Below are 22,554 nucleotides of genomic sequence, written 5' to 3'. Positions count from 1 at the left end.
TATTGACACGTGGGCAAGATCAGAAAGATAAAATAGTAGATGCGGCCATGCAAATATTCGGTAAAAAGGGGTTTTATGATACAAAAATGCTGGATATTGCTGAAAAAGCAGGTGTGTCAAAAGGTACAATTTATTTGTATTTTTCATCAAAAGATGAATTATATATAGAAACACATGAAAGAAATTTTCAGCGGTATATAGATATGATTGAAGCAAAGGTAAACACCTTTTCTTCTTTTAAAGAAAAATTAATTTGCATTGCTGAGGAACAACTTGCCGTATTTTATAGAGATAAGCATACTCCTAATAAATATTTGCAGGCATATAATAATAATCCTAAGATGATAAAAACTTTACATGATTTTTTAGATAATTATCATCAATACGTCACTTCTGTTATGGAAAAAGAAAACATCCTTAATGCAAGTGATCATGCGAAAGCTTTTATCGGTATGCTTGAAAACTATAAAAGAGATATCTTTTTTAACAAAGAGTTTGATTATTCAATGTTACTTAAGACAGTCTTATTTGTAGTAGATCTTTTTTTAAAAGGGTGTCAAAGGAACAATTCATAAACGTTCCTTACCTTATTTCCGAGTACCCACTGGTCAGTGGATATATTTATTTTATGGGTCTTTATGTAAAATTAGAGTACCCATTGGTCATAAAATCATTGATATTTCAAAAAAAGAAAAGGAGATTACGAATGTTCAATTCATTAATTAGGAGACCAAAAGTTACCCTTACTTTTATCGTGCTTTTTATACTGGTAGGAGCACTTACAGCCTTGCAGCTGCCAAAGCGTGAAATTCCTGAAATATCAGTAAATGTGGCTACTATCACAACAATCTTTCCTGGTGCTGAGCCAGAACTTGTTGAAAGAACAGTTACGAATCCTTTAGAAGAAGAACTCGAGGGTATTAAAGGGATAGCAGAATTTTCATCTGTATCCGGAGCTGGAGTTTCTTCTATTGTTCTTGAATTATCAGATAATGAAGATCGTAATCAAGTATTATCACAAGTAAGGCAGGCTGTATCAGACACTAGCCAAACATTCCCTGAAAATGTGTTGAAGTCAGAAGTTAATTCGGATATTCAAACAGGCACTCTTTCTTCCTATCATTTACTAAGTGATGACAGAGAACTATTACAGAACCAGAGAGAATTATTACTTGGATGGCAGAAAGAATTGGAAAAAATTGAAGGAGTTCGAAAGGTATCATTTAAAGGGATTGTAGAAGATGAATACATGTTAACCCTTGATCAAGATAAGCTAAGTGATTATTCCCTTATCTTCCCAGATGTCATGAACAGCATAAATAATGAACTTGAGATTACACCTTTAGGCAGTAAAGAAATAAATGGGGAAAACAAGCAATTGTTGTTGGAGCATATTAAGACGGTTGAAGAGGTAGAAAAGATCTTTTTAAAGCTAGATGAAAAAGGTAACGACATTTTGATAGGTGATGTAGGTGAACTAAAGTTAGTTCCTTCAGAAAAACCTAAAATCGTTAACTATAATAACACACCTGCTGTTTCAATGACGGTTCTGCAGGAAGCGGGAGTGGACATTCCATCTCTTCATGAAACGGTTGATGAAAAGGTGAAAAAACTAGCGAATGATTTGCCCGAAAATATTACTTTGGACACTTATTACACTCAAAATACGATTGTCGGGAAAATTTTCAAGGATTTAGGTCTTTCTTTTTTAATTTCGATTGCAGTGGTAGTGCTAGTAACTCTTTTAGGATTAAATGTTAGTTCTGCTTTTCTTGTTGCTATTGCAATACCTGCTTCAATTGCACTAGGGCTAATACCTTTGCCATATATGAATGTTGATTTAAATCAAATTTCGATTATCGGAATGATTATTGCACTAGGAATTCTTGTTGATGATGCCATTGTTGTGAACGACAACATAAGAAGAAGATACAAACTAGGTGATGGTCCTTTACAAGGAGCTCTACAGGGAACGAAAGAAGTGAGAGTTTCTGTTATCACTTCAACCTTAGCGATCGTTTTCACTTTCTTGCCATTAACCTTTATTGGGGGATCAAATGGAGCATTTATACGCGCGTTACCTTCTGTATTAATTACAACGATCATTGGATCAACGATTATCGCTTTAACACTAGTGCCGATCTTTTTAATGTGGAATCAGAAGCGCTTAGTAAACAAAGCAACTGTTAAAAATCAAAAAGATGGTTTATTAGGAAAACCGCTAGAAGGTCTTGCAGCTTTTTATAGCAACAAGATCTTAAAGAAAGTTGTCAAATATCCGATGAGAATTGGATTAACCGTATTAGTGTTTTGTACATTGGTTTATGGGTTAGTTCCATTTATTCCAGTTGTGTTTTTTCCTAGTGCAGATCGTGAAGAAGTAACAGTTACTGTTACATTGCCACCGGAAAAAACAATTGAACAAACAGAAGATTTTCTGGAAGAAATGCAAAAGTATATGAAAAAAGAAGATTCAGCGATTTATGAAAGTACAATATTTGCCGGTACGGGTGAACCAGGGATGTTTGGAAGTGTTATTTCTAATCCAGGTGAAAATAATGGGCAAATTGTCCTTAGAGTCGATAAAGAATCACAATCAGCAGCAGAAACGATCGATAAATGGCAGGATTCTTTAAGAGAGAGGTACCCAGAAGCAATCATTTCAATGGCTACGATTGAGGCAGGTCCACCTGTTGGCGCACCAATTGCTATTACTGTATCGGGTAGTGATATCAAAGAACTTACCGATACTGTTGACGAAATGAAAGAGAAAATCTCAAAAATAGATGGAAGTGGAGCAGTCATTGATGATGTTGGTCAACCACGTCCAACTATTGTTTACGAACCAATCCGTAATAAAATGCAAGAGCATGGAATCACACCTAATGAGATTAGCCAACAAATTAGATTAATAACAGACGGAGTTCCGATGGGAAGTTATGATGATGGGACAACAAGCCGTGATTTCACTATAAAGGTTTCAGGTGATCGTGATGAAAGTGATATAAACCTAGAGGAAATAAAATTACCTTCCAACTCGATGTCACAGCAAGGACCACCAGTTCTTGTACCATTATCTGAGCTTGTAGCTGTAGAGGAAGGTCAAGAAATTCAATCTGTTCCACATAGTAACGGAGAAAGAACCATTACCATTCGAACATATCCAACTGACGACAAAAAATCAGATGTAGAATCTGAAATTAAGACGTTAGCGGAACAATATACGTCAGATTCAATTAATGTTTCTGTAGGTGGAGAGTCTTCGGCTCGTTCAGATTTCTTTGTAGAAGTAGGAAAGCTATTCATTATTGTTGTGTTTCTTATCTATATTTTAATGGTTGTTCAATTCAACTCACTAAGAATTCCGTTGCTGATTATGAGTTCTGTTTATCTTGCTATTTCAGGAGCTGTTATAGGTTTATTCCTTACTCAAACAGGCTTAGGCTTTATGGCGATGATGGGAATTGTCTCCTTAGCAGGAATAGTTGTTAGAAATGCAACGGTGTTTATTGAGTTTATGGAGCAGAGACTTCAAGAAGGTGCTACTTTACTGGAGGCTGTAGTAGAGTCAGGTGAAGCGAGATTAAGACCTGTAGTCTTAACGGCAGTTACATCAATGGGTGCACTATTACCAATTGCATTTAGTGGAGATGTATTATTTACTCCACTTGCTATTTCAATTATTTCAGGTATTTTCTTTTCAACCATTTTCACATTGCTTTTTGTTCCGGCTTTTTATACTGTGATTAAAAGGAAGAAAGTAAAGCAAATAGAAGAATAAGTAATGAAGCCTACACGTTTTGTGTAGGCTTCATATTATTATAGGGATTGAAATTCGCCTGAGAAATAAGTTCGTTCCATTGCGCTCCAGACACTTGCTTTCCGCGGGGCGTGCGGTGAGCCTCCTCGGCTTTCAGCCTGCGGTGAGCCTCCTCGGCTTTCAGCCTGCGGTGAGCCTCCTCGGCTTTCAGCCTGCGGTGAGCCTCCTCGGCTTTCAGCCTGCGGTGAGCCTCCTCGGCTTTCAGCCTGCGGGGTCTCACCTGTCCCGCTGCTCCCGCAGGAGTCAAGTGTCTTCCGCTCCATTTCACTATTGTTTTAAAATTTGTTCATAGCAAACAATCTTAGAATAAGCAGTACTTTAATCCAATAACGTTTGGCTTTATATTTTATCCGAACAAGTAGGTAAATATTTACAAATTATACTTCTCCTTAAGTGACTCAGGAGCCATCTTAATTAATCGCTCCAAAACGAATGTTGCGATTACAACATCGTCGATAATTCCTAAAAAAGAGAGGAAGTCAGGAATTAAGTCGAATGGAAACATTGCGTAGGCTACGATGAATAACAGCCCAATCACTTTTTTAGTGGTTTCAACCTGTTTTGATAAAAAAAATTCTTTTAGAAAAGGTAGAAATCTCCAAAAAGTAAATATGAATTTTATTCGTTTGATAATTTTGAGCATTTCATCATTCCTTTTAAGATTTAGGTGAAAAACCTTGAATGGTTGTTACGATATTAAGGTTCAGTCGTGGTGGATTTTTCACCTCTAATGTAGTAGAAGCTAGAAGTTTTGTTTCGACAATTGTTAATAATACAATACCCATGAAGAAGGTACGCATATTCTTTAAATGCAATTAAAATCGTTTCTCCTTGTTAAGATTAGCAATGATTAAAGAAATCGATTTTACATCTTTCATCTTTCCTTTCTGCTTATCAATCTTATGATATTACCTGTATGATATCTTGATCTTTACTTTCTACACCTTCATTAAAAGTAAGTCTTGTTTTAAAGCGATAAGAAATATGCTCACTAGATACAGGAATGTTTTCTGGCAACTTAAATGTAAATGAAATTTTGCTAGCTTCTTCTGATCGGAGAAGCTTTGTTGATAAGATCGTCGCAGTATCAATCACTTTTTCAGTTTTTGTCGTAGCATCAATTAATACTAGATCACTATCAATTCTTCTTAATTGCTGTTCAATAGTTCCACCTTTAACATGAAAGTAACCATTGATCAGTTCTCCACGTTTATACGTTTCCTTACTTAAGATAAGATCAATTATCGCAGATCCTACACCTAAAAGTGACATATATTTCCTCAATAACATCATTTATCTCCTCCTGTTTGTTTGCTTTGTGATAAATACTTTTGATCAATGCGTTTCTCAATTCTATCCATTTGCGTTTTATCTTTAAGAAGTTCTTCTTTGTTTTTTCTAATCAAATCTTCCATTGATACTTTTTTTACCATAATGGTAATCTCCTTTTTTACGTTTCCTATAGGCAGTCAAATGAAAAGACCTTTACCGTAGATGGTAAAGGTCTTAGGAAAACACATAAAGACCTTTACTTAACAGTAAAGGTCTTGCTAACAACGAAAAGGTTGCCAACGAAGCCGAGAGTTAGAAACTCTGTAATGACGACTTTGTTGTAAAAGCTACTCCCCTTTAGGAGAACGTTTTTATTTACTTGAGATAATAGTAAAATATTTTTTTATTATAGTCAAGAGATGGTTAATAAATTTATAGAAATTAATTTATGAAGAACTGTTATCTAACTGTAGTAGTTTGGAGGATTTTAATCATTTTAGGTGTAATTGCTTCAGATTCTTCTTTGTTTGAGTAATGAATGGTAAATCTTATAAATCTCTTTTACAACAATTGTTGTTTGAGTCTTGTTGTTATATCCATGTAAATAAAGCAAAGCGTCATGATAAAAAGGATGTGAAGTGGCTTTTGGATCATACTCTGTTACTTTATTTCCATTAAGATACATCATGGAATTAGTCTTAATTTCTTCTAAGTTAACATTGCTATCTAAGACCTCAAGTCTAGAAAAATATTCTTCTTTATTAGTAGATTGTAAGATGAATTTTCGTGGCTCTTCTGCGTCAAATGTAAATCCTTTTGTTGGTGTGACATTCACTTCCTTTTTAGACGCATCATAACTATTGGGTGAGCTTGCATCCTTTTTAGCATATGCAACATTAAGTGTTTGACCAACCTTGATCCAGTTAGAGGTTAGGTAGTTAATTGACTTTAACTCACTAACAGTTAAACCGTAATTTTTTGCGATGCTATATAGAGTATCACCTGCTTTTACAGTAACATTTGTAGGGATAACTGAATCGGCTACACTTAACTAGACAGAAAAATTAAGGTCAAGTAGACTACAGATAATATTATCGAGGAGAATCTACAATGACTAAAAGAGAACGCCGAACATTTACTGAGGAATTTAAACAACAGATTGTGCAGCTTTACAACAGCGGCAAACCTAGAAAAGAGATTATTCAAGAATATGATCTTACTCCTTCGTCTTTAGATAAATGGGTGAGTCAGAATCAAACTTCTGGTTCTTTCAAGGAAAAAGACAATTTAACACCGGAACAAAAGGAACTAGCTGAGCTTAGAAAGCGAAATAAGCAATTAGAAATGGAGAATGACATTTTAAAGCAAGCCGCGCTGATACTAGGACGAAAGTAAATGTGATTAAGAATAACCAGCACAAATACTCGATATCAGCAATGTGCAAGGTCCTACAAATACCTAGAAGTACTTATTATTATGAAGCAAAAGAACGTCAGGCTGAAGACGACATCACTTCAGATATTATTGAGATTTTTCATGAGAGTTTCCAAAATTACGGGACTCGTAAAATCAAAAAGGAACTAGCTAAGCGTGGAAAGGTTGTGTCTAGACGTCGAATCGGACGAATAATGAAAGAACAAGGCCTGGTGTCTTCATATACTCTAGCGCAATTCAAGCCACATGCCAGTGGGACAAACGAATCGGAACAGAAAAATGAGCTTGATCGTCAGTTTACACAAGACGAAGCATTATCAGTCGTAGTAAGTGATTTAACATATGTGAGAGTCAATAAAAAATGGCAATACATATGTATATTTGTTGATCTTTTTAACCGTGAAATTATTGGATATAGTATCGGTCGTCATAAAAATGCTTTATTAGTTTATCGTGCGTTAGCGTCAATCAAAACAGATTTACGTAAGATTAAGCTGTTTCATACAGATCGAGGAAGTGAGTTTAAGAATAAGCTCATTGACGAGGCATTAGCGACTTTTAATATCCAGCGATCGCTAAGCATGAAAGGATGCCCATATGATAATGCAGTAGCAGAAGCTACATTTAAAATCATTAAAACTGAGTTTGTCAAGGGACGTCATTTTGATAGTCTTGAAGAATTAGAGAACGAACTACAACAGTATATCCATTGGTTTAATCACAAACGAATCCATGGAACATTAGGCTATCTTAGCCCAATTGAATTTAAACTTGGACACCTTAAAAATGTTGTCTAGTTTAGTGTTGACTATCCAAACAAGTTTTTTTCCAACAATGATCGTGTTTGATGTAAGGTGGTTGATGAACTTCAATTGTGAAACAGAGGTGTTATACTTTTTTGCGAGGCTATATAAGGTATCACCTTTTTTTATTTCATATGTTGTTGAAGCACTAGCTGAACTAGCTCCAAACACTCCACTTATTCCTAGTGTTAATATAGCTACTTTAATGAAATTATGCTTATGTTTTTTCATGATGTTTCCTCCCGGTAATGATATCTAACACGAAAAACGTTTCCGTATTACTACATATGACGGAATGAAAACAGAATAGTTGCGTATGGAAAAGCCTAATTTTAATTTATAAAAAAATGTACTAAAAGCCCAAGAGTTCCTATAAGACTTTTTAGTTCTAAAGGGTTATAATTGTGAATATAATAAATCTCACTATTAGAGATGGCATTATAGTTTGTTTTACTACTTATTTCACTTTGTTGAAACACATGTAATCGTTTCACACAAACCTATCCAATATTAAAAAACTAATATTATAGTAGAAAGGTGTGTAATAAATGGAAGCAAATATGAAAAATCCAATTTCTGTTAATTCAACAATATCTCTAAAAGGAATTGTTAAAGCTATTTTTCAAGATACAGTTCATGTTCAAATAGGTGGAAAAATTATTACAATGCCTATTAAAGATTTTCATCTTTTAAAAGGTGAAACGAATAAAAGCGAATAAATAGATGTTTATGGTTCAGGTGTACTCATCATGTGCGCCTTTAGTTTAATCAAAAAAGAGGTCACCTTATCCTAAAATGTACCCTTTGTAAAGGACAGTTTTAAAAAAAGGCATTAAGCAGCCTGAAGAAGATGATCTCTGTATTTTACAGGGGTCATCTTTTTTAGGTTCCATTGATATCTTGATGGTTATAGTAAGTGATGTATTTGTCTATTTCGCGTTTTAGTTCGTCCAAAGTTTTACATGGCTTAATATTTGCTTCGTCTTTAAGGTGGCCAAAGAATGATTCTATTGGTGCGTTATCCCAACAGTTTCCCCGTCTAGACATAGATTGCCGTAATCCCATTTTCTTCACAAGCTTTTGGAATCCTGGATGGGTGTAGTGAGTTCCTTGATCTGAATGAATGAGAGCGTCTTTAGCTTTCTTATAGTTTCGGTTCTTCTTTAACTTGTGCAAGGTGTTTGTAGCTAACTCCATGGTGATACGATCCGATAGATGATAAGCTAGAATTTCACCTGTTGATCCATCTTTAATTACTGATAAATAAGCTCTTTGGCCATTATGGTAATGCATATAAGTGATGTCAGTAAGAAGTACGTTATATGGAATCCCTTGCTTAAATTGGCGGTTTAATATGTTTGGCACAACGCGATGTTCTTGGGTTGCCTTCATCATTCTTTTATATGGGTTAGCTTTTCTAATAGGACAGAAAATATTGTATTTCTTCATAATTCTGCGAACACGTTTCAAATTAAAGACACACTGAAATTGACCCGCCAATGTCATCTTAATTTGGCGTGCCCCTTTCTTTCGACCTTTAAAGTGGAAGGCTTTTAAAATTAATGCTTTAGCTTCTTCATCCCTCACTTCCTGACGTTTCCTTTGTTCTTCGGACTTAGCTGAGAAATAATTATAGTAACCACTTCGTGACACCCCGGCAACGTCACAAAGGAATTTCACCATGTGTTTTAGGTTGTATTTTTCAATAACCTCACGAATAAGAATGTACCTCTGACTAGAAGGAAGCCTTACTTCTTCAGCCCCCTTTCTAACATACGAATCTTTTTTAGGAGTTCATTTTCTGCCTTTACAAGATTCATCTTAGCTTCTAATCTTGCATACTTCTCCTCAAGGGACAGTTCTTTTACTCGCGGTCTTCCAGAATTATTTTTCCTAGTGTCTTTAAGCCCCAACAAGCCTTCAGTTTTATAAGTGTTTCTCCAACGTTCTGAAGAAGATTTAATTCTTTGCATGCCAATAATTTCAACATCAAATCCAGCTTCTTCAAAGATTTGTCTTGAAAGCTTCCCCTTACTGAATTCAGATACAAAATGTTGTTTAAACTCATCCGAGTAAGTAATTCCCTTTGAACTGACCGATTTCACATATGGGTTTTTAGATAATAGTTTGATTTCTTTTTCTGTAAATAGCTTTTTACTCATGATTCTCCGTCTCCAAGTTATGTCTGTAGTTGTGATGCTTACATTATACAAAAAAGCACCCTATAGAGAGAGCACTTTTTTTAAGTGTCTACTCTATAGGGTACATTTTATCCAAAAGGAGACCTCTTTTTTATATTATTTAAACCAACCTTTTTCTTTTGATTGAGTAATGGCTTCAATTCTATTTTTTACATCAAGCTTTTCTAGGATAGTGGATATATAGTTTCGTACCGTCCCGGTTTTAATACTAAGCTGATCGGCAATTTCTTTTGTATTCATGCCGTCTGCGACTAAGCCTAGTACTTCCTTTTCGCGCTCAGTCAAGGGATTTTCTTCACTATATACGTCGTCCATTAGTTCAGGTGCATATATTCGTCTGCCTGACATTATGCTTCTTATCGAATTCGCTAACTCGTCACTGGGACTATCCTTTAGAAGGTATCCTTTGACACCAGCTTTAATGGCTCTTTGAAAATAACCTGAACGGGCAAAGGTTGTAAGGATGATTACTTTACAATCACTGTTCACAATCTTTTCTGCAGCTTCAAGGCCAGTCATTTTAGGCATTTCAATATCCATTATACATATATCAGGACTGTGTTTGTGAACGAGTGTAAGGGCATCCTCTCCATTATTAGCCTTGCCAACAACTTCCATATCGTCCTCCAAGTTAAGAAGTGAACCTAAGGCACCTAAAAGCATTTGTTGATCTTCAGCAATCACAATTCGTATCATAGCAAGCCCCTCCTAATCTATCTGTTTTACAACATTAGGTACTCTAATCGTTAATGATGTACCTTTTTCGTTTTTTATTTCAAGATTTCCATTAACAAAATCGAGGCGTTCCCTCATCCCGGAAAGGCCGTTTCCTTTTGCGATTGTAAGGTCTTCAAAACCGATTCCATCATCCTTGATAGTCATGATTAATTCGGTCGAATTTTGTTCAAGAGAAAGATAACAATTAGAGGCCTTACTATGTCTGACAACATTTGTAACAGCTTCTTTTAAGCACATACTTAAGATATTCTCGGTTAACAACGGGACATTTGATAAGACCATTTCTTGGTCACATACTAAATTAATTTGAGCTGCTTTTAATATTTGCTTAACATGTACCATTTCCTCTTTTATACGGATACCTCTCATTTGAGAAACCATTTTTCTTACTTCATTTAATGCTGTTCTAGCTGTTTGTTGAATTTCTTTCATTTCATTTTTTGCCTGCTCTGGATCTTTATAAATAATTTTTCGAGCTAAGTCACTCTTAAGACCAATCATTGATAGCTTTTGACCTAATGTGTCATGAAGGTCACGGGCAATTCGTTGACGTTCTTCAAGTATAACTAGTTCAGATATTCGTTTATTAGCATCTTCCAGCTTTTCTTGGAGCTGATCACGTTGTTTTCGATTATAAATACTAAATGGAAGAAAGATGACACTAAGAGAGCTAATAATCACGAAGGGAGCCTGGCGTAATAGCAACTGCTCATGTAAAACGATACTAAAGTTTATGGCAACGGCTGTACTGACTAAATGAATAATGTATAGTGTTAAAAAAGGAGCACGATCCTTTATATTTCCAATGAAATATGCAATATAAAAAGAAAAATAAAAATAATTAAATAGATAAGTTGATGTAAATGATATCCCAATCAAAATAAGTGTTAAAACGTAAATTCTCCAGCTTTTAGCAAGAAATGCGTAACGAAGTGTAATGAAAAACGATACAGTAAGGATTATGCCTGTAATGATTTCCGCCGAAGAGGATGATTGGAAAATAAAATAAAAAGGTAAAATGCTTAAAAAAGCCCAAATATAAGGGGAGATCCCATTGCTTTTTTGAAAAATGTTAACTCTTTTTTTCATGCCAGAACCTACTTTAATTAAGATGAAATTACATCATATTTTAACATATATTTACTTAAAACTTTAAGAGGATGACAAAAATTAGTACGTTTCATTCCCGACAGTTTGTACTAATACGTCATCTTCTAAAGGAGAATATTACTTTTGTAATTTTGACAAATAGTTAAAACCAACAAACCTTTTATTCTGTGCGTCCCAAAGACGGAACTTTAACGACTTTAAGCTTGTTGCCAGTGTAATTGTTGGAACGTTTTGTAATGGTTCTGTATTATTGTGTACGTCTTCTAATTTATAGTTTGGTACTCTTGGACTTAAATGGTGAACATGATGATAACCAATGTTACCGGAAAGCCATTGTAACAGTTTTGGTAGCTTATAATACGAGCTGCCTTCCACAGCTGCCATAACGTATTCCCACTCTTCATTCTTTTCAAAGTAAGAATCCTCAAACGTATGCTGTACATAAAATAGCCAGATTCCTAAAGAGCCTGAGATTAAAAAGATAGGCAACTGTACTAATAAAAACGGAATCACTCCAAGCATCCAGCACAACAGTCCTGCAAATACAACAATTGCTATGTTAGTAAGGTACGTATTGTATCTTTCGTTACGTCTAGCTCCTTTTTTGTTAAAACGATTTTTAATAAGAAAAACATAGATTGGACCAAGTCCAAACATAACGATTGGATTTCGATATAAACGATATTTAATTCTTTCAAATAATGAAGAGGAAAGGTATTCATCAACTGTAAGTACCCATATATCTCCAGTTCCTCGTTTGTCTAAATTCCCGCTAGTAGCATGGTGGATGGAATGGTCATGCTGCCATTGACTGTAAGGGAATAAAGTAAGGATTCCTGTTATTGTTCCAAGTATTTTATTTGCATTTCTATTCTTAAAGAATGAGTAATGACAGCAATCATGGAAGATGATAAAAATTCGTACAAGAAAGCCACCAGCAATAATGGTAAAAGCTAATGTAAGAAGATAGGAAATCGCTAAGCTTTGATAGGCAAGAATCCATAGAATAATGAATGGACCGATTGTTGTGATAAGTTGAATGATACTATCCTTCGAGCTTGACTGTTCATAAGGAGCGACTTGCTTCCTTAAATTACGTTGTAATTGTTTACTCATTTTTTAATTCCCTTCTTTAAAAACGTTAAAAAGACAAAGTAGTCTGTAGTTAAAAAAATTGAGTGGAATGAATAGGAAGGAACGTTTTATGTTGTCTCCCATTTCAATCAAGGGTTTTCTATCCTTAACTAAATTATAAAAATAGTCTCTTGAAATTTGTAGACATAGGTGTCATAGAATGAGTATGACAAGTGTCATATAGGAGAAAGGGCAAGTGGTAATATATGGAATTTATAGATTGTAATTTGGATGTTTTTCATATTAAATAGGAGAAAAAAATTGATTCGACAAAATCCGGGTGGTGCCTGTCACTTAAACAAAATCATAGACACACGCCCATAAAATAAAGTATAATGACAAATAGACAAATCGATAGTAAAATTTCCCACCGTAAAGGGGAGTAGCGTCAGGTTTAACCTGAAATAAAGTCGTCATTACATGAACGAGGTTCATCGGCTTTATTGGCATAATGTTTGTGCTTAGCGAGACCTTTGCCACTATGGCAAAGGTCTCTTTATTTTTGTAAAAAGCAATCTTTCAATCTTTTAACTTTCAGATTGAAAACAATATCAGAAGGAGGTAATCAAGATGGAAATGGAATTTCTCACTGCACTTTTATCTATTATTGTGATTGATTTGGTTTTAGCTGGAGACAATGCCATTTTAATTGGGCTTGCGGCAAGAAATTTGCCTAAACATCAACAGAAAAAAGTTATTTTATGGGGATCTATAGGAGCAATAGCGATTCGAATTGTTGCGACTTTAGCAGTTGTTTGGTTATTAGCTATCCCTGGTCTTCATTTAGTTGGTGGACTTCTATTAGTTTTCATAGCTTATAAACTGCTTGTGGATGATAATGATCATGGTGATGTTAAAGCTGGAGATAGTTTTTGGGCAGCGATTCGTACCGTTATTATTGCGGATGCGTTAATGGGACTTGATAATGTATTAGCTGTAGCAGGTGCATCACATGGTAACATGCTACTAGTTGTTATCGGATTACTTATTTCTGTACCAGTTGTTATGTGGGGGAGTACGTTAATTCTTAAATGGATTGACAGATATCCAATCATCGTTACAATCGGCGCCGGTGTTCTTGCTTGGACAGCTTCAAAAATGATTGTTGGTGAACATTTCTTAAGTGGATTATTTGAAAATGGCTTTGTTAAGTATGGTTTTGAAGTTCTTGTTGTTGCAGCAGTGATTTTAACAGCAAAATATGTTAAATCAAAATCTGTAAAACTTGAAGATGAACAAGAAGTTCTATTGAAGACAGGATCTAATTAATGTTGGAAAGAGGCAGCCCTTGTAAGAATGGGGGTTGCCTCTTTTTTTTATGTTTTGAGAATTTTAAAAATTTTTCAAAAATAATGTAAATTTTTTCTATTAAAGGGTATTTTTAATATGAATATTTTCTTGTAACCTTTTATAATATAAGTACGACTAATGTTTATTAGGCTAAAAAAAATTAAGTGTTTACTCGATAAAATAGGAAATATATGATTATATATTTTCGTAAAATAACAGTTGATATTCTTTTATTAGAATCCTATAATACATAGGTGGAAGATCATTCAGAATATGGAAAATATTATTAGGTTGAGTGATCAGGTTATCTATACATATGCTAGTAATTAATTGGAGGGGAAATCGATGAAAAAGTTTTGGTTTTTAATTTCAGTGTTAATGTTGTCTATTGGATTAGCGGCATGTTCTGAAGAATCAGAGGGAACAACGAAAGAGCAAGATAAAGCAGCAGGTGAGGAAGCAACTGAAGGTGCTGACAAAGAACAAAACGCAAAAAGTGCCATGATGCAATTTTACATGACGGTTTCAAAAGCAATTAATGAAAATGATGCAGATTTAAATGCTTATGAAGCAGAAGAAGAGCCAACTGCAGAAATGAAACCAGCAGCTGAAGCTTCTGCAGCAGCAGTCGTAGAAGGACTTAATGGTGTAGAGGTACCAGAGGAATTAGCAGATCATAAAGCTGACTTAGAAGCAGCGATTAAAGATTTATCTGATTCTTATCAAGCAAAAGCAGATGAGTTGAAGAAAGACGCACCTTCATTAGATGCTGCGAATGAAACATTCACACAAGGTGATGAAAAATTCGGTAAAGTATTTGAAGCAGTTGGGTTAAATCCTTCTAGCTTAGGTACAGAGGTAAATGGGTAATAAATTTAGTAACCAGTCTCATATTGAGGCTGGTTTTTTTGTTCAAGAAGATAAAAAATAACTGTTTTTGCTTTTGAGGTGATAACCTTCCTTCTAAAGAGATACACTAAATTAAACAACATTTCTAAGAAAGAGGTGACATGTAATGGAAGGGATTTTTTTTCCACAAACAGATTATGCCTTTACATTATTCTCACCTGTTCATTTGGTAACTCTCTTTATCTTTATCATACTTATAGTTTTCATTTATATAGTAAGAAATGTTTTAAGACAAGAACCTTATAATAAAATTGCGCGTATTACTTTATTTTTTATTATGATACTTTCAGAAATCAGTCTACATATATGGTTATACTGGTTTGATTCCTGGACATATACTCACTCTTTGCCTTTGCATCTTAGTAGCATTACGATTCTATTATCTGCTGTTATGTTGTTGACCAAGTCATATTCTCTATTTGAGTTTACATTCTTTGCTGGTGTTGGTAGTGCGGTTCAAGCCATGATTACACCTGATATTAGTCATTACACATTTCCTCATTATCGATATGTGCATTTTTTTGTATCACACGGAAGTACTGTGCTTGCAAATTTATTTATGGTGTTTGTTGCTGGGTTCCGTCCTCAATTTAAATCAATTTGGAAGGCTTTTATATGGTTAAATGTTTATGCAGCCTTCATCTTTGTCTTAAATCTGATTCTTGGTGGTAATTATATGTATATATCTAGAAAGCCTGTTAATCCATCTATGATTGATTATTTTGGACAATGGCCGTGGTATATCATTCCTCTAGAGTTTGTGGCACTGGGAACATTTTTTCTGTTATTTCTGCCTTTTTGGCTCGTTAAATTGATTTCTAAAATGAGATGATTACTTATGCAATATGGAATAATTCCATAGAAAAAGAGCCTGCTAATGGCTCTCTTAATAAAGATTTACTCAAAAGTTACGAACGTTGGATACCTGATGTTGAGAAGCTTTTAATTAGTTTTTGAAGATTTCGGTGTCCTTCACGTAATTTAATTGTTTCTTCAATAATATGCTGGAAGCCTTCTAAATCTTTATCTGATGCATTAAGAAGTGATTTTGGAATTCCTTCTGCAAGCTGTTGTAAGGTCAAATCGTCTCTCACGAAAAATGACCACCTTTCCTTTAGTTTCTTTATCCGCTATGTTAAAACTCATTGTTCATTTTGCTTCTTCCTTGAATAAAAGAGGATAAAAATGAACGGATAAGAAGTAACAAAGCTCTTTTATTAATAAGTTTTAGAAAAGTGGAAGATTTCCTGCAAATATTTATCTACATTTCTCTGCACAATCTATTAAAATATGGCGGATAAACTAGATTTCTTTCAATTAACGACAGTAAAAGCTAAAATTTGGTATAAAGCTATAACAAAAAAGGTAGTTGATAGATTTTAAGAAAAAGTGAAGTTAATCTGTCATTATTGTGCAAGAAATGACAGGTAAAATAGGTTACTTCTTTGTTATTGTATGGATGAGGGGGAGCTTATGGAGAGTTTACAGAAAATAAATGATTCTATTGCATATATTGAAAACAATTTAGCTTCACATTTGTCTATTGAAGAAGCAGCAAAAATTGCCTGCATGTCCAGGTTCCATTTTCAAAGAATGTTTCAAATACTCACCGGATTTACTGTGGCCGAGTATATTCGAAAAAGAAGGTTAACATTAGCAGCACAAGAACTAATTCATTCAAATGTAAGAGTATTGGACATTGCTTTAAAATATGGCTATGAAAGTCCTGAATCCTTTTCGAAAGCATTTCGAAAAGCACATGGAATTAGTCCGACTGAAGTGAGGCACACAGGCAAAACCGTCAAAGCCTTTCCTAAGCTTTCCTTTCAAATCCAACTAAAAGGAGAAGAAGAAATGAATTATAAGATCATTCAAAGAGAAGCATTTCAGGTTGTTGGTAAAGGGATCCGGGTCTCAATGGAGAATAATAATGAAAGAATTCCATTATTTTGGAAAGAATCTAATGAGAATGGGTTTTCTGAGAAGCTTGCACAACAAGCTGGAGAAATGGGAATATTAGGAGTCTGTGCGGAAGGTAATCAACAAAAAAATGAATTTACCTATTATATAGCGGTTGAAAAAACTACCGATAAGATATCTCCAGATTTAGAGGTCAAAGAAATACCTGCTGCAACGTGGGCTGTTTTTGAGTCTGTTGGTCCTATGCCTCACGCTATTCAACATGTTTGGAAACGAATTTTTTCTGAGTGGTTTCCTGCGACAGGGTACGAGCATGCACCTGCACCTGCACCTGAAATAGAGGTTTACCCTGAAGGAGATGCTTATTCAGAAGATTATCGAGCGGAAATATGGATTCCGGTTATTAAAAAATAGTAAAACAACACCCCCTTGGTACTATTACTCACCAAGGGGGTGTAAATGGTTTATTCTTCTATAATTTTCACTTCTACTTGCTGTTTTCCCCATTGTAGGGCATCTGATTCCGAGGGAATAAAAACATCAATTTTATTTCCTTTAATAGCTCCACCGGTATCTGCCGCAATCGCTGTCCCATAACCTTCAACCTCTACAGTTGATCCTAATGGAATCACATCAGGATCAACTGCTATTACCTTTTTATCAGGATTTGCATGGAGATCAATACCCATCTTAGTTGTACCTGAGCAGCCTTCACAATTTGCTGTATAGGCAGTAGCAGTAACAGTTAATTCTTTACTATTTTCCTTATTTGATTCTGTTTTTTTATCTTCAGAAGACGCTTGTGCTTTTTCGTTTTCTTTAATGATTAACTCGTCTCCCGGTTTAATGATGTGTGAATCAATTTTGTTCCAGGCTTCAATTTCTTCAATATCAACATCATATTCTTCAGCAATATCCCATAATGTTTCTCCTGTTGATACTTCATGTGATTCATGCAGTTTTAATTGATCATTTGGATGAATGATATCACCAGGAAGTTTATTCCAATCTATTATATTCTCTACTTCTACTTCATTTAACTTTGCGATTTCCCATAAAGTGTCACCTTCTTTTACAGTCACCTCTTCTGCAGCTGCATGTGCTGAAAATCCAGCTGTTAGTGATGCGAAGGTAATTAAGGATAAAATCTTATTTTTCATGTTGTATAACCTCCTTGTTAGCACATTAGCTAATCAATGAGTTCATCTTACCACGAATAAAAGAGTTTAAAAGAACAAGCACTTAACAGTTTGTTTACGTTATTACAATAAGATGATAGGAACGTTACAAACGATCCATATCATTCTAGTCTATCTAAAAATTTCCTGGTAAGGAAAAATGGAAAGGGAAAATCAAAAAAACGAGAGTCATGTTGCTCTCTTAAACATGACTCTCGTTTACTTCAGTTTCACTTACTTTTTGAATTTTATCAACAAACATTTGATACACTTTTCGTTTTTCTTCCAAAACTCGTATGTATTGCTTCAATTGTTCGTATTTTTCAACAAAGGGTACGTGATATGTTGATTTGATCGTTTCAATAATTTCATCATTTATTGTTGATTGAATAACCTGTTTTGTAATACCTGACTTATAAGAATAGATTTGTAATTCACTTTTGATTTTTTCGTATTCTTCATCTAAATCAAGTTTTTGTTTTAACATTTCCTCTTTCCACTCATCTAGTGCATCTTTAACATAAGGTTCCACTCTAACCCCTCCTATGTTTATAGTATTCATTCTCGCTACTTATTTAATGGGGGGAGTAGGTGTGATTTCGAGAAGGATATTCTAAAGAGTCATTTCTCATGTTTTTGAATAAGATGAAATAACTTGAAAAAATGGGAGTGAATATAATGGACGTCCTTTCAGCTATTGCAACTAGAAGGAGTATTGGAAAAGTAAAGGAAGATCCTGTCCCGAGTGAGTTGATTCATCAAATTCTTGAAGCAGGAACATGGGCTCCTTCACATTTCCGAACAGAGCCATGGAGATTTTTTGTATTAACTGGTGATGCCAGAAAAGCACTCGGTAAAACACTCGCATCTCTCGTAGAAAAAACACTAGAAGATCCAAATAGTGAAGAAAGTCAAAAGCGACTAGAAAGAGAAGAAAATAAACCCTTGCGAGCACCGGTTATAATCGCTGTTGCAGTAGAACCAACAACAGCAAACAAACGTGTCATGATGAAGGAGGAAGTTGCAGCTGTCTGTGCAGCTGTTCAAAATATGCTGCTCACAGCCCATGCCCTTGGATTGGGTGCTATTTGGAGAACAGGTGAAAGCTGTTATTCGAATGAAGTAAAGGAACTGTTTACATTATCTTCCGAATCGGAGATGGTTGGATTATTATACATTGGCTACCCTGATATGAAAGAAATGACGGGAAAAAGACAGGCAGTCTCAGCGGTAACAACTTGGCTTGAAAATGAAGAGGATTTTGCTTGATTTTTGTCATTGCTTAAAGTGACAGCCCAATTAATTGAAATTGGGCTGTTTTTGAATGGAGTTCTAATTGAGTTAGTAATGAATGTGACGGTGGGTAATGTGTGTAATGTTGGGAAATGACAATCATCGCGGATATGAACGACAAAACGATTGGAAAAATCAAGGGAAGTGTCGTTCATCGCGGGTATGAACAAAAAATCGAAAAGAACATAAACAAAATTGGTACATCTCACCTTTACAAACTATCAATTTGCATTTTCGTAGAAAATTTGTTTTAATAAGATGTTACATTTTATAAACAAGTAAAATGTAAAAGCAAGTAACCATCTCTGTATGTATATCTTGCAAATATAATATAGAAGGTGAAAAATATATGTCAAAAGAATATCGCGTTTTACTATACTATCACTATGTTCAAATTGATAACCCTGAGGAGTATGCTCAAGAGCATCTAGAGTTTTGTAAAAACCTTGGGCTAAAAGGCAGAATTTTAATTGCTACAGAAGGAATTAATGGAACAGTTTCAGGGACTGTTGAGCAAACGGATCAATACATGGCTCACATGAAAGAAGATCCTCGCTTTGCTGAAATGGTTTATAAGATAGATGAAGAAGATGAGCATGCCTTCAAAAAAATGAAGGTTCGTCATCGCCCAGAGCTTGTGACGCTTCGTTTAGAAGATGATGTTAATCCTTTAGAGCTAACAGGTAAATATTACAGCCCTAAAGAATTTATGGAAGCTATGAAACAAGAAGATACTGTCATTATTGATGCTAGAAATGACTATGAGTATGCTGTTGGTCATTTCAAAAATGCGATTTTACCTGACATTAATACGTTTAAAGAGTTACCAGATTGGATTCGTGAAAATAAAGACCAGTTTGAAGGCAAAAAGATCTTAACGTATTGCACAGGTGGTATTCGTTGTGAAAAATTCTCAGGGTGGCTTCGTCAAGAGGGATTTGAGGATGTGGCACAGCTTCACGGTGGGATTGTTACTTATGGTAAAGATCCTGAAGTACAAGGGAAGAATTGGGACGGTCAGTGTTATGTATTTGATGAGCGTCTAATTGTACCTGTTAACCGAGTAGAACCAACTGTAGTTGGAAGAGATCATTTTACTGGTGAACCTTGTGAACGCTTTGTTAACTGTGGGAATCCTGAATGTAATAAAAAAATTCTTTGCTCTGAAGAAAATGAGCATAAATACTTGCGCGCATGTAGTCATGAGTGTCGTGTACATGAACGTAATCGATATGTTTCAGAAAATGGATTAACAGAAGAGCAGGTAACAGAAAGATTAGCTGCTTTAGTATAAAGATGAAGTGCAATGACTAGCTATTTACTAGCTTTCATTGCACTTTTTTATTTGCCACTAGTTGACATAGATAAGAAAAATATGATATTTAAATAATAGTTTAGCACTCTAGAGCTTAGAGTGCTAAACTAGAAGAAGGAGTGTCCATAGAACACCTAATCATTTTCTATTTTACTACATAATAAAGTAGGCTAAATTTTCGAAGAGGAGAGGTTGTAAATTGGAAAAAAAGCAATTTAAAGCAGAATCCAAAAGATTGTTGGAAATGATGATTAACTCTATTTACTCACAACGAGAGGTGTTTTTAAGAGAGTTAATTTCAAATGCTAGTGATGCAATTGATAAAATCTACTACAGAGCATTAACAGATGATTCTTTAAGCTTTGAAAAGGATAGTTACTTTATCAAAATTACACCAAATAAAGAAAATAGAACACTTACTATTTTAGATACAGGTATTGGCATGACAAAGGAAGACCTTGAAAACAACCTGGGTATTATCGCGAAAAGCGGTTCCTTAGCGTTTAAAAAGGAAAATGAATCAAAAGACGGCCATGATATAATTGGTCAATTTGGAGTTGGATTTTACGCTGCATTTATGGTGGCTGATGTTGTTACTGTTATCAGTAAAGCGCTTGGAAGTGATGAAGCTTACAAATGGGAATCAGAGGGTGCTGAAGGCTACACAATTGAACCGCATGAAAAAGATACAGTTGGTACAGAAATTATTTTGAAGATAAAAGAAAATGAAGAAGAAGATAACTATGATGAGTTTTTAGAGGAATATAACCTAAAATCAATCATTAAAAAATACTCTGATTTTATCCGCTATCCGATCAAAATGGATGTTAAAGGCCAACGAGCTAAAGAAGGCAGCGATAATGAGTTAGAAGAATACGAAGAAGAACAAATCATCAACAGCATGGTGCCAATCTGGAGAAAAAATAAAAATGAATTAACAGATGAAGACTATGTGGCATTTTACAATGAAAAGCATTACGGATTTGATAAGCCGATTAAGCACATTCATATTAATGTTGACGGTACAGTAAGATACAATGCAATTCTTTATATCCCTGAAAACATGCCATATGATTATTATTCAAAAGAATATGAAAAGGGCTTAGAGCTTTACTCAAACGGTGTATTAATCATGAATAAATGTCCGGAACTCCTTCCAGATTATTTTAGCTTTGTTAAAGGAATGGTTGATTCTGAGGATTTATCACTTAATATTTCAAGGGAAATTTTACAGCAGGATCGTCAGTTAAAGTTCATTTCTAAAAACATTAGCAAAAAAATTAAAAATGAATTAAAAAGTCTCATGAAAAATGATCGTGAAAATTATGAGAAGTTTTACAAATCCTTTGGCAGACAGCTAAAATATGGAGTGTACAGTGACTTTGGTAGCAACAAAGAAGTGTTACAGGACTTATTAATGTTTTATTCTTCAAAAGAGAAAAAGCTTGTTTCACTTGATGAGTATGTTTCAAGAATGGCTGAAGATCAAAAGTATATTTACTATGCTTCTGGTGAGTCGATCGAGAGAATTGAAAAATTACCACAAACAGAATTAGTGTCTGAAAAAGGCTATGAAATTCTTTTCTTCACAGAAGATATTGATGAATTTGCTATCAAAATGCTCATGAGCTATAACGAAAAAGAATTCAAATCGGTTTCTAGCGGTGACTTAGGAATTGAGTCAGAAGAAGATCAAAAGCAAACAGAATCCGAGCAAACTGAAAATAAAGAGCTCTTTGAGTTCATGAAAAATATCCTTTCAGATAAAGTAAAGGATGTAAGATTATCCAAGCGTCTAAGATCTCATCCTGTTTGCTTAACAACTGAGGGTGAAGTAACAATTGAAATGGAAAAAATTCTAAGTGCTATGCCTGATAATCAAAATGTAAAGGCAGAAAAAGTCTTAGAAATCAACAGCAACCACGAAGTGTTTCAATCTCTAAAGAATGCATTTGAGAGTGACAAGGAAAAGGTAACATTATATACAAATCTTCTATACAACCAAGCGCTTTTAATTGAAGGCTTACCAATTCAAGATCCGGTTGAGTTTACAAATGATATGTGTAAGGTAATGGTATAATGAGAAATCCACCAGTTTTTTATAGCTGGTGGATTTTTTTATAAGGTTGGTGTTGAT

General features: G+C 34.7%; 23 protein-coding genes, 1 pseudogene and 1 riboswitch. Of the genes and pseudogenes, 11 read left to right on the top strand and 13 right to left on the bottom strand.

Translation table 11 applies throughout. The annotated features are described in order from the left end of the window. Positions 1-2 precede the first annotated feature (2 nt). Complete coding sequence (locus LPC09_RS20175; RefSeq protein ID WP_098798215.1) at positions 3-575, top strand: TetR/AcrR family transcriptional regulator; 573 nt, start codon at positions 3-5, stop codon at positions 573-575. Between the two features lie 131 nt (positions 576-706). Then, positions 707-3,781 carry an efflux RND transporter permease subunit gene (locus LPC09_RS20170; RefSeq protein WP_231308139.1) on the top strand — a complete coding sequence of 1,025 codons (3,075 nt, stop codon included), beginning with the start codon at positions 707-709 and terminating at the stop codon, positions 3,779-3,781. Positions 3,782-4,190: 409 nt separating this feature from the next. Here LPC09_RS20170 and LPC09_RS20165 read toward each other — a convergent pair whose 3' ends face one another. From LPC09_RS20165 to LPC09_RS20145, 5 genes are all read right to left on the bottom strand, one after another. Next, entirely contained in the window at positions 4,191-4,463 is a 273-nt protein-coding gene (locus LPC09_RS20165) for a YkvA family protein (RefSeq protein ID WP_231308138.1), read from the bottom strand. A gap of 13 nt (positions 4,464-4,476) precedes the next feature. Beyond that, complete coding sequence (locus LPC09_RS20160) at positions 4,477-4,635, bottom strand: hypothetical protein (protein ID WP_231308137.1); 159 nt, start codon at positions 4,633-4,635, stop codon at positions 4,477-4,479. Between the two features lie 85 nt (positions 4,636-4,720). Beyond that, positions 4,721-5,113 carry a sporulation protein gene (locus tag LPC09_RS20155; RefSeq protein ID WP_231308136.1) on the bottom strand — a complete coding sequence of 131 codons (393 nt, stop codon included), beginning with the start codon at positions 5,111-5,113 and terminating at the stop codon, positions 4,721-4,723. Next, positions 5,110-5,253, bottom strand: coding sequence for an FbpB family small basic protein (locus LPC09_RS20150; RefSeq protein ID WP_098798218.1), 144 nt, complete (start codon positions 5,251-5,253; stop codon positions 5,110-5,112). Before LPC09_RS20150 ends, LPC09_RS20155 begins: the two co-directional genes overlap by 4 nt. 350 nt (positions 5,254-5,603) lie before the next feature. Next, the gene (locus LPC09_RS20145) at positions 5,604-5,927 is read right to left on the bottom strand and encodes a hypothetical protein (RefSeq protein WP_231308135.1); all 324 of its coding nucleotides are present in this window, start codon (positions 5,925-5,927) and stop codon (positions 5,604-5,606) included. Between the two features lie 275 nt (positions 5,928-6,202). Between LPC09_RS20145 and LPC09_RS20140 the strand changes: the two genes are divergently transcribed. Next, positions 6,203-7,323 (top strand): IS3 family transposase gene (locus tag LPC09_RS20140; protein WP_231307522.1). Its coding sequence is split into 2 segments (ribosomal slippage): positions 6,203-6,485 and positions 6,485-7,323, totalling 1,122 coding nucleotides; the frame shifts between segments, so codons are not numbered across the junction. Here the strand turns inward: LPC09_RS20140 and LPC09_RS20135 are convergent. Continuing rightward, on the bottom strand, positions 7,267-7,560 hold the full coding sequence (locus tag LPC09_RS20135) for a LysM peptidoglycan-binding domain-containing protein (RefSeq protein ID WP_231308134.1): 294 nt from the start codon (positions 7,558-7,560) through the stop codon (positions 7,267-7,269). The genes LPC09_RS20140 and LPC09_RS20135 overlap by 57 nt on opposite strands. Before the next feature lie 317 nt (positions 7,561-7,877). On the opposite strand from LPC09_RS20135, the gene LPC09_RS20130 reads away from it, so the two are divergent. Next, positions 7,878-8,048 (top strand): hypothetical protein, encoded by a 171-nt coding sequence (locus LPC09_RS20130; RefSeq protein WP_231308133.1) that lies wholly within the window; start codon positions 7,878-7,880, stop codon positions 8,046-8,048. Between the two features lie 113 nt (positions 8,049-8,161). Here the strand turns inward: LPC09_RS20130 and LPC09_RS20125 are convergent. From LPC09_RS20125 to LPC09_RS20110, 4 genes and pseudogenes are all read right to left on the bottom strand, one after another. Continuing rightward, a pseudogene (locus tag LPC09_RS20125) lies at positions 8,162-9,491 on the bottom strand (IS3 family transposase). Positions 9,492-9,626: 135 nt separating this feature from the next. Next, positions 9,627-10,226 carry a response regulator transcription factor gene (locus LPC09_RS20120; RefSeq protein WP_231308132.1) on the bottom strand — a complete coding sequence of 200 codons (600 nt, stop codon included), beginning with the start codon at positions 10,224-10,226 and terminating at the stop codon, positions 9,627-9,629. A gap of 12 nt (positions 10,227-10,238) precedes the next feature. Next, the gene (locus tag LPC09_RS20115; RefSeq protein ID WP_231308131.1) at positions 10,239-11,357 is read right to left on the bottom strand and encodes a sensor histidine kinase; all 1,119 of its coding nucleotides are present in this window, start codon (positions 11,355-11,357) and stop codon (positions 10,239-10,241) included. 138 nt (positions 11,358-11,495) lie between these two features. Beyond that, positions 11,496-12,494, bottom strand: coding sequence for a Delta(5) desaturase DesA (locus tag LPC09_RS20110; protein ID WP_231308130.1), 999 nt, complete (start codon positions 12,492-12,494; stop codon positions 11,496-11,498). A 383-nt stretch (positions 12,495-12,877) separates the two neighbouring features. Further along, a riboswitch (yybP-ykoY riboswitch) is annotated at positions 12,878-12,975 on the top strand. A gap of 107 nt (positions 12,976-13,082) precedes the next feature. On the opposite strand from LPC09_RS20110, the gene LPC09_RS20105 reads away from it, so the two are divergent. The 3 genes from LPC09_RS20105 (at position 13,083) to LPC09_RS20095 (ending at position 15,543) form a co-directional block, all read left to right on the top strand. After that, positions 13,083-13,781 carry a TerC family protein gene (locus LPC09_RS20105; protein WP_212137766.1) on the top strand — a complete coding sequence of 233 codons (699 nt, stop codon included), beginning with the start codon at positions 13,083-13,085 and terminating at the stop codon, positions 13,779-13,781. A gap of 366 nt (positions 13,782-14,147) precedes the next feature. Then, on the top strand, positions 14,148-14,672 hold the full coding sequence (locus LPC09_RS20100) for a hypothetical protein (RefSeq protein ID WP_231308129.1): 525 nt from the start codon (positions 14,148-14,150) through the stop codon (positions 14,670-14,672). 145 nt (positions 14,673-14,817) lie between these two features. After that, the gene (locus LPC09_RS20095) at positions 14,818-15,543 is read left to right on the top strand and encodes a YwaF family protein (protein ID WP_231308128.1); all 726 of its coding nucleotides are present in this window, start codon (positions 14,818-14,820) and stop codon (positions 15,541-15,543) included. 76 nt (positions 15,544-15,619) lie between these two features. Here LPC09_RS20095 and LPC09_RS20090 read toward each other — a convergent pair whose 3' ends face one another. Further along, a complete protein-coding gene (locus LPC09_RS20090; RefSeq protein WP_098798226.1) occupies positions 15,620-15,805 on the bottom strand; it encodes a hypothetical protein in 186 nt (61 codons plus the stop codon). A gap of 379 nt (positions 15,806-16,184) precedes the next feature. Between LPC09_RS20090 and LPC09_RS20085 the strand changes: the two genes are divergently transcribed. After that, on the top strand, positions 16,185-17,045 hold the full coding sequence (locus tag LPC09_RS20085) for an AraC family transcriptional regulator (protein ID WP_098798227.1): 861 nt from the start codon (positions 16,185-16,187) through the stop codon (positions 17,043-17,045). A 50-nt stretch (positions 17,046-17,095) separates the two neighbouring features. On the opposite strand, the gene LPC09_RS20080 is transcribed toward LPC09_RS20085, so the two are convergent. After that, positions 17,096-17,791: a 3D domain-containing protein gene (locus LPC09_RS20080; protein WP_098798228.1), complete on the bottom strand. Its 696-nt coding sequence runs from the start codon at positions 17,789-17,791 to the stop codon at positions 17,096-17,098. 220 nt (positions 17,792-18,011) lie between these two features. Continuing rightward, positions 18,012-18,341 carry a hypothetical protein gene (locus LPC09_RS20075; protein WP_176551134.1) on the bottom strand — a complete coding sequence of 110 codons (330 nt, stop codon included), beginning with the start codon at positions 18,339-18,341 and terminating at the stop codon, positions 18,012-18,014. Positions 18,342-18,487: 146 nt separating this feature from the next. On the opposite strand from LPC09_RS20075, the gene LPC09_RS20070 reads away from it, so the two are divergent. From LPC09_RS20070 to htpG, 3 genes are all read left to right on the top strand, one after another. Further along, a complete protein-coding gene (locus tag LPC09_RS20070) occupies positions 18,488-19,078 on the top strand; it encodes a nitroreductase family protein (protein WP_231308127.1) in 591 nt (196 codons plus the stop codon). Positions 19,079-19,451: 373 nt separating this feature from the next. Next, positions 19,452-20,396, top strand: coding sequence for an oxygen-dependent tRNA uridine(34) hydroxylase TrhO (trhO, locus tag LPC09_RS20065; protein WP_231308126.1), 945 nt, complete (start codon positions 19,452-19,454; stop codon positions 20,394-20,396). A 220-nt stretch (positions 20,397-20,616) separates the two neighbouring features. After that, on the top strand, positions 20,617-22,497 hold the full coding sequence (gene htpG, locus LPC09_RS20060; RefSeq protein ID WP_231308125.1) for a molecular chaperone HtpG: 1,881 nt from the start codon (positions 20,617-20,619) through the stop codon (positions 22,495-22,497). The last annotated feature ends 57 nt before the right edge of the window (positions 22,498-22,554 follow it).

The organism is Metabacillus sp. B2-18 (assembly GCF_021117275.1).
In the GTDB taxonomy this organism is placed as follows: domain Bacteria; phylum Bacillota; class Bacilli; order Bacillales; family Bacillaceae; genus Metabacillus.
Note: the sequence above shows the minus strand (reverse complement) of the source record. Positions and strands in the feature narration are given on the sequence as shown.